The 13778-nt window shown below is 61.4% G+C and carries 11 protein-coding genes; 10 read left to right on the forward strand and 1 reads right to left on the reverse strand.

Going from position 1 to position 13778, the window contains the following annotated elements; translation table 11 throughout:
* Positions 1-28 precede the first annotated feature (28 nt).
* From dapD to AAGQ88_RS20900, 3 genes are all read left to right on the forward strand, one after another.
* Complete coding sequence (gene dapD, locus AAGQ88_RS20890; RefSeq protein ID WP_093463290.1) at positions 29-1063, forward strand: 2,3,4,5-tetrahydropyridine-2,6-dicarboxylate N-succinyltransferase; 1035 nt, start codon at positions 29-31, stop codon at positions 1061-1063.
* A gap of 124 nt (positions 1064-1187) precedes the next feature.
* Positions 1188-2393, forward strand: a complete 1206-nt coding sequence (locus AAGQ88_RS20895) for a cysteine desulfurase (RefSeq protein WP_342653442.1) — start codon at positions 1188-1190, stop codon at positions 2391-2393.
* Positions 2390-2794 (forward strand): SufE family protein, encoded by a 405-nt coding sequence (locus AAGQ88_RS20900; RefSeq protein ID WP_342653443.1) that lies wholly within the window; start codon positions 2390-2392, stop codon positions 2792-2794. The genes AAGQ88_RS20895 and AAGQ88_RS20900 overlap by 4 nt, the downstream gene beginning before the upstream one ends.
* 138 nt (positions 2795-2932) lie before the next feature.
* On the opposite strand, the gene tcdA is transcribed toward AAGQ88_RS20900, so the two are convergent.
* Positions 2933-3763: a tRNA cyclic N6-threonylcarbamoyladenosine(37) synthase TcdA gene (gene tcdA, locus AAGQ88_RS20905; RefSeq protein ID WP_342653444.1), complete on the reverse strand. Its 831-nt coding sequence runs from the start codon at positions 3761-3763 to the stop codon at positions 2933-2935.
* A 228-nt stretch (positions 3764-3991) separates the two neighbouring features.
* Here tcdA and AAGQ88_RS20910 point away from each other — a divergent pair, with 228 nt between their 5' ends.
* The 7 genes from AAGQ88_RS20910 (at position 3992) to AAGQ88_RS20940 (ending at position 13733) form a co-directional block, all read left to right on the forward strand.
* Entirely contained in the window at positions 3992-6580 is a 2589-nt protein-coding gene (locus AAGQ88_RS20910) for a glycosyltransferase (RefSeq protein WP_285422382.1), read from the forward strand.
* Between the two features lie 285 nt (positions 6581-6865).
* On the forward strand, positions 6866-8017 hold the full coding sequence (gene dapE, locus AAGQ88_RS20915) for a succinyl-diaminopimelate desuccinylase (protein ID WP_342653445.1): 1152 nt from the start codon (positions 6866-6868) through the stop codon (positions 8015-8017).
* Complete coding sequence (locus tag AAGQ88_RS20920) at positions 8017-8826, forward strand: putative RNA methyltransferase (RefSeq protein WP_342653446.1); 810 nt, start codon at positions 8017-8019, stop codon at positions 8824-8826. The genes dapE and AAGQ88_RS20920 overlap by 1 nt, the downstream gene beginning before the upstream one ends.
* A 64-nt stretch (positions 8827-8890) precedes the next feature.
* Positions 8891-9268, forward strand: a complete 378-nt coding sequence (locus tag AAGQ88_RS20925; protein ID WP_285422384.1) for a hypothetical protein — start codon at positions 8891-8893, stop codon at positions 9266-9268.
* A 779-nt stretch (positions 9269-10047) separates the two neighbouring features.
* A complete protein-coding gene (gene plsB, locus AAGQ88_RS20930; protein ID WP_342653447.1) occupies positions 10048-12540 on the forward strand; it encodes a glycerol-3-phosphate 1-O-acyltransferase PlsB in 2493 nt (830 codons plus the stop codon).
* A gap of 64 nt (positions 12541-12604) precedes the next feature.
* Positions 12605-13003, forward strand: coding sequence for a YbaY family lipoprotein (locus tag AAGQ88_RS20935; RefSeq protein ID WP_342653448.1), 399 nt, complete (start codon positions 12605-12607; stop codon positions 13001-13003).
* A 40-nt stretch (positions 13004-13043) separates the two neighbouring features.
* The gene (locus AAGQ88_RS20940; RefSeq protein WP_285422386.1) at positions 13044-13733 is read left to right on the forward strand and encodes a DUF4197 domain-containing protein; all 690 of its coding nucleotides are present in this window, start codon (positions 13044-13046) and stop codon (positions 13731-13733) included.
* The last annotated feature ends 45 nt before the right edge of the window (positions 13734-13778 follow it).

Genomic DNA, 13778 nt, shown 5'->3' on the forward strand with positions numbered 1-13778 from the left:
AGATAGCCCTAAATAACGAGGTATCTGCATGTCCACTTCTCTGTTCAGCCTGGCCTTCGGCGTTGGCACCCAAAATCGTCAAGGCACCTGGCTGGAAGTCTTCTACGCCCTGCCGCTGCTTGACCCTTCGGCTGAAATCGTCGCCGCAGTCGCCCCGATCCTCGGCTATACCGGTGGCAATCAGGCCATCAGTTTCAATACTGATCTGGCCTCGAAACTGGCTGAAGCACTGAAATCCGTCGATGCTTCGCAAGCCGCTCTGCTGACCCGTCTGGCTGAAAGCCACAAGCCGCTGGTTGCAACGCTGCTGGCCGAAGACGCTGCGCTGACGTCCACGCCTGAGGCGTACCTGAAGCTGCACCTGCTGTCCCATCGCCTGGTCAAGCCACACGGTCTGAGCCTGGCGGGCGTGTTCCCCCTGCTGCCGAACGTGGCCTGGACCAGCCAGGGCGCAATCGATCTGGCCGAACTGGCGCAGCGTCAGCTGGAAGCGCGTCTGAAGGGCGAGCTGCTGGAAGTGTTCTCCGTCGACAAATTCCCGAAAATGACCGACTACGTGGTTCCGGCCGGCGTGCGTATCGCTGACACCGCTCGCGTGCGTCTGGGTGCCTACATCGGCGAAGGCACAACCGTCATGCACGAAGGTTTCGTGAACTTCAACGGCGGCACCGAAGGCCCGGGCATGATCGAAGGTCGCGTGTCGGCTGGAGTGTTCGTTGGCAAGGGTTCCGATCTGGGCGGCGGCTGCTCGACCATGGGCACGCTGTCCGGTGGCGGCAACATCGTGATCAAGGTCGGCGAAGGCTGCCTGATCGGCGCGAACGCCGGTATCGGCATCCCGCTGGGCGACCGCAATACCGTTGAAGCCGGTCTGTACATCACTGCGGGGACCAAAGTGGCCCTGCTGGACGAGAAAAACGAACTGGTCAAGGTTCTCAAGGCCCGCGACCTCGCCGGTCAGCCTGATCTGCTGTTCCGTCGCAACTCGCAAACCGGTGCCGTGGAATGCAAATCCCACAAGTCGGCTATCGAGCTGAACGAAGCGCTGCACGCTCACAACTGACCGACTCGGGTGAGCGGGTTCATTGTGGGCAATTGCTCGACGAGGGACGGCAGATTCTGCCCGCCCCTGTCGGCTGATGCAGCCCGTATGAATTCGCTTGCACAGTGGAGAGAGCACGATTCTCATGTCCCTCATTTCCCCCTGGCGCGCTGACTTTCCTGCCCTCGACGCCCTCCAGCGGCAAGGACAGACGTATCTGGACAGCGCCGCCACCGCGCAGAAACCTCAAGCCCTGATCGACGCCATGGCACATTACTACGCCAATGGTGCTGCCAACGTTCATCGAGCCCAGCACCTGCCCGGCGCGATGGCGACTCAGGCCTTCGAGGATACGCGTCGCAAAGCGGGCGAATGGCTGAATGCGGGCGACAGCGGCCATGTCGTTTTTACGCACGGCACGACGTCTGCGTTGAATCTGCTTGCCTACGGGCTCGAACATCTTTTTGAAGCGGGCGATGAGATCGTCATCAGCGCGCTGGAGCACCATGCCAACCTGCTGCCCTGGCAACAGCTGGCAAAACGTCGACAGGCTCGGCTGGTCGTCCTGCCTCTGACGACGCAGGGCGTGATCGACCTCGACGCCGCCGCCACGCTGATCAGCTCGCGTACCCGCTTGCTGGCGGTCGGTCAGTTGTCCAATGTGCTCGGCACCTGGCAGCCGGTTGCTCAACTGATCGCACTGGCTCGCGCCCAAGGCGCCTTGACGGTCATCGACGGCGCGCAAGGCGTGGTTCATGGACGTCACGACGTCCAGGCCATGCATTGCGACTTCTATGTGTTCTCCGGTCACAAACTGTATGGCCCGGATGGTGTGGGCGTGCTGTTCGGTCGCCATCAGGCGCTGGCGCAGCTGCGACACTGGCAGTTCGGTGGCGAGATGGTTCTGCAGGCCGGTTATCTGGACGCAACCTTCCGTCCTGCTCCACTGGGCTTCGAGGCGGGCACTCCGCCTATCAGCGCGGTGATTGGCCTTGGCGCCACGTTCGACTACCTGAACGATGTCAATCAAACGGCGGTGGCCGAACACGAGGCGAGGCTGCACGATCTGCTGCGTGCCGGGCTGCTGTTGCGCGAAGGCGTTCGGCTGTTGGGTGATCCGAGTGTGGCGCTGGCAAGCTTCGTGATCGAGGGCGTTCACAATGCCGATCTCGCCCATTTGCTGACTGAGCAGGGCATCGCGGTGCGCGCCGGCCATCACTGCGCAATTCCGCTGATCAGCAGCCTCGGGCTTGCTGGCGCAATCCGGGTGTCACTGGGTCTGTACAACGACTCGGAGGATTTGGAGCACTTCTTCAACGCACTGGATCAGGCACTGGAGTTGCTGAGATGAACCTTCCGTCACTGGCGCAGACCGCGCTGGAAACCTTCGGCGCCCCGATGAGCTGGGAACAACGCGCACGTCTTCTGATGCAATGGGGGGATCGCCTGCCGCCCGTTGCCGACCAGGAAAAGTCCGACGAGCATCTGGTGGACGGTTGCGAGAGTAAGGTCTGGCTGCTCGGCGATATGATTGACGGTCATTGGCAGTTTCGCGCGGCCAGCGACGCGCGCCTGATTCGTGGTCTGGTCGCCCTGCTGCTCGCCCGGGTCAATGGCTTGTCAGCGCAGGATCTGCAACGGGTCGATCTTGCGGACTGGTTCAATCAGCTGGGGCTCAGCCGCCAGTTGTCGCCGTCACGCAGCAACGGTTTGAATGCGGTATTGCAGAAGATGCGGCAGTTGGCGGGTTGAATCGCGCCACCCGCGCCATGTCTGCTCATTGCGGGAGCGAGCGTGCTCGCATAAAGGCGGTACACCCGCTGTAGATTCAGTGTCCGGACCTCAGTCTTCGCGAGCGCGTTTGCTCCCACAAAGATCAAGGCCAGACATTCAAGACCCGGCGGCTTCTTGCGCCTTGACCCGATCCGCTGGACGCCGCACGCCCGCCACGATCTTTTCCACCGCTTTGGTGGCCGCCACCATGCCGAACGTCGCGGTGACCATCATCACGGCGCCAAAACCACCGGCGCAGTCGAGCTTCACGCCGTCACCGACAAAGCTTTTCTGCAAGCAGATGCTGCCATCCGGTTTGGGATAACGAAGCTGCTCGGTGGAAAACACGCACGGCACGCTGTAATGGCGGGTGACGGTGCGTGAGAACCCGTAATCGCGACGCAATGTCGACCGCACCTTGGAAGCAAGCGGATCATTGAACGTGCGGTTCAGATCGCAGACCTGAATCAGTGTCGGGTCAATCTGTCCGCCCGCGCCGCCCGTGGTGATGATCTGGATCTTGCGACGCTTGCACCAGGCAATCAGAGCGGCCTTGGCGTTCACGCTGTCGATGCAGTCCAGGACGCAATCGATGTTCGGCGTGATGTATTCGGCCATGGTTTCACGGGTGACGAAGTCGGCAACGGCGTGCACGACGCAGTCCGGGTTGATCTCACGCAGGCGATCGGCCATGACCTCGACCTTGGGCCGGCCGACGGTGCTGGTCAGTGCGTGCAACTGCCGGTTGCTGTTGCTGACGCAAACGTCGTCCATGTCGAACAGCGAGATTTCCCCGACGCCACAGCGAGCCATGGCTTCGGCCGCCCACGAACCGACGCCGCCGATGCCGACGACCGCCACATGGGCAGCGCGCAAACGCTCCAGCCCGTCGATGCCATACAGGCGGGCGATGCCAGCGAACCGCGGATCTTCTGTGCTCATGACCAATACCCCAAAAAACCGGCGCGCATTATAGGCCTTGCCTGAGTTTGGGACAGCTGTTTGGTGGGGGTGTTTGGTCTGAAAACCATCAGACGCTGCCTGTGCAAAACAACTCTCTGCAGAAACGGACTACATTTTCTTCAGAACAGAACTTCAACATTTGTCAGCTGCCCAAGGTCGTGCTGGCGGGCGTCCGTCAGTTTTTCCGTTCCCCGCTTGGAACCTGAAGTCCCTATGTCATCGCGTAAATTTGGTCTCAACCTGGTGGTCGTCGTGGCGATCGCCGCGCTCTTTACCGGTTTCTGGGCATTGATCAATCGCCCTGTCTCTGCCCCTGACTGGCCTGAACAAATCTCTGGGTTCTCTTATTCACCTTTCAGACTGGGACAAAACCCACAGAAAGGCGTGTATCCGTCTGACGACGAAATGCGCCAAGACCTGGAGCTGATGAGCAAACAGACTGACAACATCCGCATCTACTCCGTGGATGGCAGTCTGCAGGACATCCCTCGACTGGCCGAAGAGTTCGGCCTGCGCGTGACGCTCGGCATCTGGATCAGCCCGGACCTTGAGCGTAACGAGCGTGAAATCAATACCGCCATCGCGCTCGCCAACACGACCCGCAGCGTAGTGCGCGTGGTGGTCGGTAACGAGGCGCTGTATCGCGAGGAAATCAAGCCCAAGGACCTGATCGCGCTCCTCGACCGCGTCCGCGCAGCAGTGAAGGTGCCGGTTACCACCTCAGAGCAGTGGCACATCTGGGAGAAGTATCCCGAACTCGCGAAACATGTGGACCTGATCGCCGCGCACATCTTGCCGTACTGGGAATACATCCCCATGGACAAAGCCGGACAGTTCGTTTTTGACCGGGCACGCGAGCTCAAGCACATGTTCCCCAAGAAACCGCTGCTGCTGTCCGAAGTCGGCTGGCCGAGCAATGGGCACATGCGCGGCGGGGCCGATGCCACCCAGGCGGATCAGGCGATTTATCTGCGCACGCTGGTCAACAAACTCAACCGTCAGGGCTTTAACTACTTCGTGATCGAGGCCTTCGATCAGCCGTGGAAAGCCAGCGACGAAGGCTCGGTCGGCGCGTATTGGGGCGTTTACAACGCCGCCCGGCAACAGAAATTCAACTTTGAAGGCCCTGTTGTCGCGATTCCTCAGTGGCGGGTGCTGGCCATCGGCTCGGCGGTGCTGGCCATGCTCGCGCTGGCGCTGCTGTTGATCGACGGCTCGGCGCTGCGTCAACGCGGCCGGACCTTCCTGACCTTCATCGCGTTCCTGTGCGGATCGGTGCTGGTATGGATCGGCTATGACTACAGCCAGCAATACAGCACCTGGTTCAGCCTGCTCGTAGGATTTTTACTGGCGCTGGGCGCATTTGGTGTGTTCATCGTACTGCTCACGGAGGCTCATGAACTCGCCGAAGCGGTCTGGACGCACAAGCGTCGGCGCGAATTCCTGCCTGTTGAAGCGGATACCGCCTACAGGCCCAAGGTCTCGGTGCACGTTCCTTGTTACAACGAGCCTCCGGAGATGGTGAAGCAGACGCTCAACGCCCTGGCCGCGCTGGACTATCCGGATTTCGAGGTGCTGCTGATCGATAACAACACCAAGGACCCGGCCGTCTGGGAGCCCGTCAAGGCGCATTGTGAAATGCTCGGCGAGCGCTTCAAATTCTTCCACGTGGCGCCATTGGCAGGCTTCAAAGGGGGCGCGCTGAACTACCTGATTCCCCACACCGCGCCCGATGCCGAGGTGATTGCGGTGATCGATTCGGATTACTGCGTGGACCGCAACTGGCTCAAGCACATGGTGCCGCACTTTGCCGATCCGAAAATCGCGGTGGTGCAGTCGCCGCAGGATTATCGCGATCAACACGAAAGCGCGTTCAAAAAGCTCTGCTATTCGGAATACAAAGGGTTCTTCCACATCGGCATGGTCACCCGCAACGACCGCGACGCGATCATTCAGCATGGCACCATGACCATGACCCGCCGTTCGGTGCTCGAAGAGTTGGGCTGGGCAGACTGGTGCATCTGCGAAGATGCGGAGCTGGGCCTGCGCGTGTTCGAGAAGGGCTATTCGGCGGCGTACGCTCACAACAGCTTCGGCAAAGGGCTGATGCCGGACACCTTTATCGATTTCAAGAAGCAGCGTTTCCGCTGGGCCTACGGCGCGATTCAGATCATCAAGCGCCACGCCGCCAGCCTGTTGCGCGGCAAGGGCAGCGAACTGACCCGCGGCCAGCGCTACCACTTCCTCGCAGGCTGGCTGCCCTGGGTGGCGGACGGCATGAACATCTTCTTCACCGTCGGTGCATTGCTGTGGTCCTCGGCGATGATCATCGTGCCCAATCGGGTCGACCCGCCGCTGCTGATTTTCGCGATCCCGCCGCTGGCACTGTTCTTCTTCAAGGTCGGCAAGATCATCTTCCTGTACCGACGCGCGGTGGGCGTGAACCTGAAGGACGCGTTCTACGCCGCCCTTGCAGGGTTGGCGCTGTCGCACACCATCGCCAAAGCGGTGCTGTATGGCTTCTTCACCACCAGCATTCCGTTCTTCCGGACGCCGAAAAACGCCGACAGCCATGGCCTGCTGGTGGCCATTTCCGAGGCCCGCGAGGAGCTGTTCATCATGCTGCTGTTGTGGGGCGCGGCGCTGGGCATTTGCCTGGTGCAAGGCCTGCCCAGCAACGACATGCGCTTCTGGGTGACGATGCTGCTGGTTCAATCGCTGCCTTATCTGGCCGCGCTGATCATGGCGTTCCTGTCGTCGCTGCCCAAGCCCAAGGCAGCCACAGAGCCCGCTACAGCCTGAAACAATCGAGTGCTGTACTAAACGGCGGCCTTCGGGTCGCCGTTTTGCTTTAGAATGGCGGCCTTTTTCAGCTTCGCAGTGCAACAACGTGGCGCGCGGTTCGATCCGCAGCATGATCCCGTGGGTGCGAGCCGGCTTGCTTAGAGGCCGGTCAGACATCGATTTGGCGTCTGGCGGTCCGGCTTCGCGAGCAGGCTCACGCCCACAGGAATATCATCGGTTCATCGACCCACGATTTACCTGCCACGTTTGCACAGCCAGACAGTCTCTTTTTACGGACCTTTCATGACAGCCCCAGCCGACCTCTCGCCTACTCTGCAACTCGCCTGCGACCTGATTCGTCGCCCATCGGTCACGCCACTCGACGCCGATTGTCAGGCCGTGATGATGAAACGCCTGGGCGATGCCGGCTTCGCGCTGGAGCCGATGCGCATCGAGGACGTCGACAATTTCTGGGCCACCCACGGCACCGAAGAGGGTCCGGTACTGTGCTTCGCCGGTCACACCGACGTCGTCCCGACCGGCCCCGTAACGGCCTGGCAGAACGATCCGTTCAATGCACTCATCGACGAAGACGGGATGTTGTGCGGGCGCGGCGCGGCGGACATGAAAGGCAGCCTGGCGTCGATGATCGTCGCCACCGAGCGCTTCGTCGCCGAGTACCCGAACCACAAGGGCAAGATCGCCTACCTGATCACCAGCGACGAAGAAGGCCCTGCGCATCACGGCACCAAGGCTGTCGTCGAACGACTGGCAGCGCGCAAAGAGCGTCTGGACTGGTGCATCGTCGGCGAACCGTCGAGCACCACACTGGTGGGCGATGTGGTGAAAAACGGTCGTCGCGGCTCCCTCGGCGCCACCCTGACGGTCAAGGGCGTACAGGGTCATGTGGCTTATCCGCACCTGGCCAGGAATCCCATTCATCAGGCCGCTCCGGCCCTCGCTGAACTGGCGGCCGAGCACTGGGACGCGGGCAATGCGTTCTTCCCGCCGACCAGTTTCCAGATCTCCAATCTCAATTCCGGCACGGGCGCGACCAACGTGATTCCGGGTGATCTGACGGCCGTCTTCAACTTCCGTTTCTCCACCGAATCCACCGTCGAAGGCCTGCAGAAACGCGTGGCAGACATTCTCGACAAGCACGGCCTGGAATGGCACGTGGACTGGGCGCTTTCGGGCCTGCCCTTTCTCACCGAACCGGGCGCGCTGCTCGATGCGGTGTCGGCAAGCATCAAGAGCGTCACCGGTCGCGAGACCAAGGCGTCCACCAGCGGCGGCACGTCCGATGGTCGATTCATCGCCACTCTGGGCACTCAGGTGGTCGAGCTGGGCCCGGTGAACGCGACGATTCATCAGGTGAACGAGCGCATCCTGGCGAGCGATCTCGATGTACTGACCGAGATCTACTATCAGACGCTGGTCAAGTTGCTCGCCTGATGCTGACTTGTCCGATCTGCTCCGCACCGCTGGACTCAGCGGATAACGGCGTCGTGTGTCCTGTGGGACATCGCTTCGATCGCGCGCGCCAGGGTTACCTGAACCTGCTGCCGGTGCAGCACAAGAACAGCCGCGACCCTGGCGACAACCAGGCGATGGTCGAAGCGCGCCGCGACTTTCTCAACGCCGGTCACTACGCACCGGTCGCAAAGCGCCTTGCCGAACTGGCTGCCGAACGGGCGCCCGCGCATTGGCTGGACATCGGCTGTGGCGAGGGGTACTACACCGCACAAATCGCCGAAGCACTTCCGCACGGCGATGGCTACGCGCTGGATATTTCTCGCGAGGCAGTCAAGCGAGCGTGCAGGCGCGATCCCCGGCTGACGTGGTTGATCGCCAGCATGGCCCGCGTACCGCTGCCGGACGCCAGCATTCAATTCATCGCCAGCGTGTTCAGCCCATTGGACTGGGCCGAAGCCAGGCGCCTGCTTTCCCCTGGCGGCGGGCTCATGCGTGTAGGCCCGACCAACGAACACTTGATGGAACTGCGCCAACGCCTTTACGACGAAGTCCGTGACTACGCCGATGACAAACACCTGGCGCTGGTGCCCGACGGCATGAGCCTGCAGCACAGCGAAACCCTGCGTTTCACGCTGACGCTGCCCGACGGCCAGTCTCGCGCCAACTTGCTGGCCATGACGCCGCACGGCTGGCGCGCGAGTGCCGAACGCCGGGCGAACGTGATCGAGCAGGCCGCGCCCTTCGAGGTTACGGTGTCGATGCGCTACGATTATTTCGTGCTGCAATGATCCGCCTGCAACGTACACAGACTGAATCCGCGAATGGATTTTCCAGAACACTCACGAGGCATCCATGCGCCAACCCGATATTGAAATCTACCTGAAAGATGCCGACGTCGATCACAAAGCCATCACCACCTGGCTGACTGCTGACATCGGCCCGTGCAGCGAATGGGTCCAGAAAGGCCAGACCTGGAAGTGCAAGGCGGGCGACATTCCCGTGACCTGGATTCCCAAGGCTGTCGGCAAGTGGAACAGCTTGTGCCTGGACAGCGACAGGACGCCGTGGGAAGACGACATTGCCTGCGCCCGCGCCGCCTTCGCCGCGCTGAACGTCGAAGTTCGCTGCGCGCCGGGAACGTGGGTCGAGGAAGAAAACGAAGAGGACGCCGACCGCTGGATTCGCATCAGTGCCGACGGCGAAGAAGAGATCACCTGGCGCACGTCATAGACCTTGGCAACCCTTACAGCGCACCCTCTTCATATGAGGGTGCCTATGACCTGTGGCAGCGAGCCAACGTCTTGAACGCCCCTTCGATCAGCGACATAACACTGGACGCGTTCCCGGCTAAAGCCGGTCCTACGGAAAGCTCGTAGCCTCCGTGGGAACGGCTAGACCGGTCCTACGAAAAGCTCGTAGCGTCCGTGGGACCGGCTAGACCCGGTCCTACGAAATGTTTGCAGCGCCTGTAGGACCGGCTTTAGCCGGGAAGACGCCGGTGCATGGTGGGGAAATGCATCGGCTGGAAATCAGCCTTCGCGAGCAAGCTCGCTCCCACAGGGTTTGTGGTAGGCGCCAAACTTCGCAGCGCCGCGAAGCCCTGGTTGGCAGCGAGCCAACTGTCTTTAACGCCCCTTCGATCAGCGACATAACGCTGGACGCGTTCCCGGCTAAAGCCGGTCCTACGGAAAGCTCGTAGCATCCGTGGGACCGGCTAGACCCGGTCCTACAAAAAGCTCGTAGCGTCCGTGTGAACGACTAGAGCCGGACCTACGAAATGTTTGCAGCGTCTGTAGGACCGGCTTTAGCCGGGAATGGGTCGGTGCATGTTGTGGAGATGCAGTGGCTTTCCAACCGCCGACTTGGTGGCGGATGTACCCGCGTCTTGGTGAGCGAGCTCATTCCCACTGCAGGCCCTGCAATCTCACCTTGTGCCCAACTTTGCCCATCCCCGCCATATGCGGCAAACTGGCCGCCTCGTGGGCCCGGCCCCTTTCAGCAGAATTCGTATGACCCGCTCCCCGTTTCGTCGCCTTGTGTTTGGCACCCTGCGCCGCCTGCTGTACCTGTGGGTACGGTCGGAGACAATCAATCAGTCGTCGTTCACCCTCAATCTGGATCGCAGCCGCCCGGTGTTTTACGCGCTGCAAAACCCGTCGTTGAGCGATCTGGCGGTCCTTGATCGCGAATGCCGCAAAGCCGGTCTTCCGCGGCCTGTGCTGTCGGTGGTGGTGGGCAATCTCTCGGAACCTGCGGCGTTCTTTTACCTGACCCCGGAGCCTGACTGGCTCGGGCGTCAGGACAAACGCGGCGCACCGCCGACGCTTGAACGACTGGTCGGTGCGGTCAGCCAGAATGCCGCCGAAGACGCGCAGATCATTCCGGTGAGCGTGTTCTGGGGGCAGTCTCCGGACAAGGAAGACAGCCCCTGGAAACTGCTGTTCGCCGACAGTTGGGCCGTGACCGGGCGCCTGCGCAAGTTCATCACCATTCTGATTCTGGGGCGCAAGACCCGCGTGCAGTTCTCCGCGCCCATTCACCTGCGCGAGCTGGTCGACGAAAACAAAGGTTACGAACGCACTGTGCGCATGGCACAGCGTCTGCTGCGGGTGCATTTCCGGAATCTGAAAACCGCCGTCATCGGACCGGACCTGTCCCATCGGCGCAATCTGGTCAAAGGGCTGGTGGCGGACCCGCTGGTCAGGCAGGCCATTCTCGACGAGGCGGCGCGGGAGAAAATCCCTGAGGCCAAGGCCCGCGAAAAGGCGCTGCACTACGGCAACGAAATCGCCTCGGACTACACCTACACCGCCATCCGTTTCCTGGAAGTGGTGCTCAGCTGGTTCTGGAACAAGATCTACGACGGCATCAAGGTCAGTCATCTGGAAGGCGTGCAGAACGTCGCCCAAGGCAACGAGATCATTTATGTGCCGTGCCACCGCAGCCATATCGACTATCTGTTGCTGTCGTATCTGCTGTTTCGCAACGGCCTGACGCCACCGCACATCGCCGCCGGCATCAACCTCAACATGCCGGTGATCGGCAGCCTGCTGCGTCGTGGCGGCGCGTTTTTCATGCGTCGCACGTTCAAGGGCAATCCGTTGTACACCGCAGTGTTCAACGAGTACCTGCACACCCTGTTCACCAAGGGTTTTCCGGTGGAGTACTTCGTCGAAGGCGGACGCTCGCGCACCGGGCGCATGCTGCAACCGAAGACCGGCATGCTGGCCATCACGCTGCGCAGCTTTCTGCGCAATTCGCGAATGCCGATCGTCTTCGTGCCGGTCTACATCGGTTACGAGCGCGTGCTCGAAGGGCGTACCTACCTCGGCGAACTGCGTGGCGCGGCGAAGAAAAAAGAGTCGATTTTCGACATTTTCAAAGTCATCGGCGCGCTCAAACAGCGTTTTGGCCAGGTGTCGGTGAACTTCGGCGAGCCGATCCGGCTGACCGACTTCCTCGATCACGAACAACCGGACTGGCGCAGTCAGAGCCTTGGGCCACTGTTCAAACCCGCGTGGCTGAACGAGACCACTCATCGCCTCGGGGAGCGCGTCGCGCAGCATCTGAATGAAGCAGCAGCGGTCAACCCGGTCAATCTGGTGGCACTGGCCTTGCTGTCCACCCACAAGCACGCGCTGGACGATCAGGCGCTGGCCCGTGTGCTGGATCTGTATCTGACGCTGCTGCGCCAGGTGCCCTACTCGCCGCATACCACCTTGCCCGAGGGCGACGGTCGGGCGCTGATCGAGCATGTCAAAGGCATGGACCTGTTGTCCGAGCAAAAGGACGCGTTGGGCAAGATTATGTATCTGGATGAGCAGAACGCGGTCCTGATGACGTACTACCGCAACAACGTCCTGCACATCTTCGCGCTGCCCTCGCTGCTGGCCAGCTTCTTCCAGAGCTCGTCACGGATGAGCCGCGAGCAGATCCTGCGCTTCGCCCGTGCGTTGTATCCGTACCTGCAATCGGAGTTGTTCATTCGCTGGTCGCTCGACGATCTGGACGCCGTGATCGACCAATGGCTGGCAGCTTTCGTCGAGCAAGGGCTGCTGCGCTTCGAGAAGGACGTGTACCTGCGGCCGGCACCGAGTTCGCGGCACTTCGTGCTGCTGACCTTGCTGTCGCGCGCCATCGCGCAGACCCTCCAGCGTTTCTATATGGCGATTTCGCTGCTGCTCAACAGTGGCCAACACACCCTGACCGCCGAAGAACTCGAAGACCTGTGCACGATCATGGCCCAGCGCCTGTCGATCCTGCATGGCCTGAATGCCCCGGAATTCTTCGACAAGAGCCTGTTCCGCCACTTCATCCAAACGCTGCTGGATCAGGACGTCCTGCGCAAGGACGAGGCCGGCAAACTGGGCTATCACGAACTGCTCGGCGAACTGGCTGAAGGTGCAGCCAAACGGGTATTGCCAGCTGAAATCCGTTTGTCGATTCGTCAAGTGGCACTGCATCGCAATGACGAGGTCGTAGAAACAGGCCCGAGCGCCTAGACCCTGTTCAATGCCCGCGTGGCGGCGGCCCGATCCGGCGCTGCGCGATAAGGAGTTGCATCCCATGAAACACGTACTGCTGACCCTGATGGCTACCGTACTGGCAGCCTGCGCCAACGCCCCGGACAACCTGCCCGGCTCTGTCGACGGCGAGGTGTTTTACCTGCAACGCATGGCCCTGCCGCCTACCGCAACGCTGAAAGTCACCTTGCAGGATGTGTCCCGCGTCGATGCACCGGCCCAGACGCTCGCCAGCCAGAGCGGCCCGATCAAAGGCCAGGTGCCGCTGCCGTTCCACCTGACCTACGACCAGAAACTGGTTCAGCCGGGCCACACCTACGCCGTCAGTGCGCGCATCGAAGTCGATGGTCAGCCGCTGCTGGTCAGCACCGAACGCTACACTGTGGACCTGACCCTGGAAGAAAAGCCGCCGGTGAAGATCCGCGTGAATCCGGCGCACTAGTCGATCCCGATTTACCCAACATTTGAAAAGGACACGCCCCATGCTGCTTCGCTCTCTCTCGTTCACTGGCCTGTGCGCCGGACTGTTGCTGTCGGCCAGCGCCTTCGCGCTGTCGCTGGGTGACCTGTCGCAATCGGACGCGACCGGCGGCCTGAAAGACGCCTTGACCCAAGGCGCGCAGATCGCAGTGAAACAGCTGGGCGTGCCGGGCGGCTTCAGCAACAACAAGGATGTGCGCATCGAGCTGCCGGGCAATCTGGGCAAGGTCGCCAAGAAGATGAAGCAGTTCGGGATGGGCGCGCAGGTCGACCAGCTGGAAACCAGCATGAACCAGGCCGCCGAGGCCGCCGTACCGCAGGCTCAGGCGCTGCTGGTCGATGCCGTGAAAAAGATGAGCGTGTCCGACGCCAAAGGCATTCTGAGCGGCGGCAAGGATTCGGCGACCCAGTACCTGAACAAATCCAGCCGCGAGCAGATCCGCGCCAAGTTCCTGCCAATCGTCAAACAGGCCACGGACAAGGTTGGCCTGGCGCAGCAGTACAACTCGTTCGCCGGTCAAGCGGCGACCCTCGGCGTGCTGGACGCGAAGAACTCGAACATCGAAGGCTATGTCACCGAAAAGGCGCTGGATGGCCTGTTCGAGATGATCGCCAAACAGGAAGAAGGCATTCGCGCCAATCCGGCCGCGGCAGCGACAGGCCTGGCGAAAAAGGTCTTCGGCGCTTTGTAATGTGGGGCCAGTGCGGTCGGCGCGGTCGACCGACCCCACCTGCAG

The sequence above is a fragment of the Pseudomonas sp. F3-2 genome (assembly GCF_038804275.1).
Lineage (GTDB): Bacteria > Pseudomonadota > Gammaproteobacteria > Pseudomonadales > Pseudomonadaceae > Aquipseudomonas.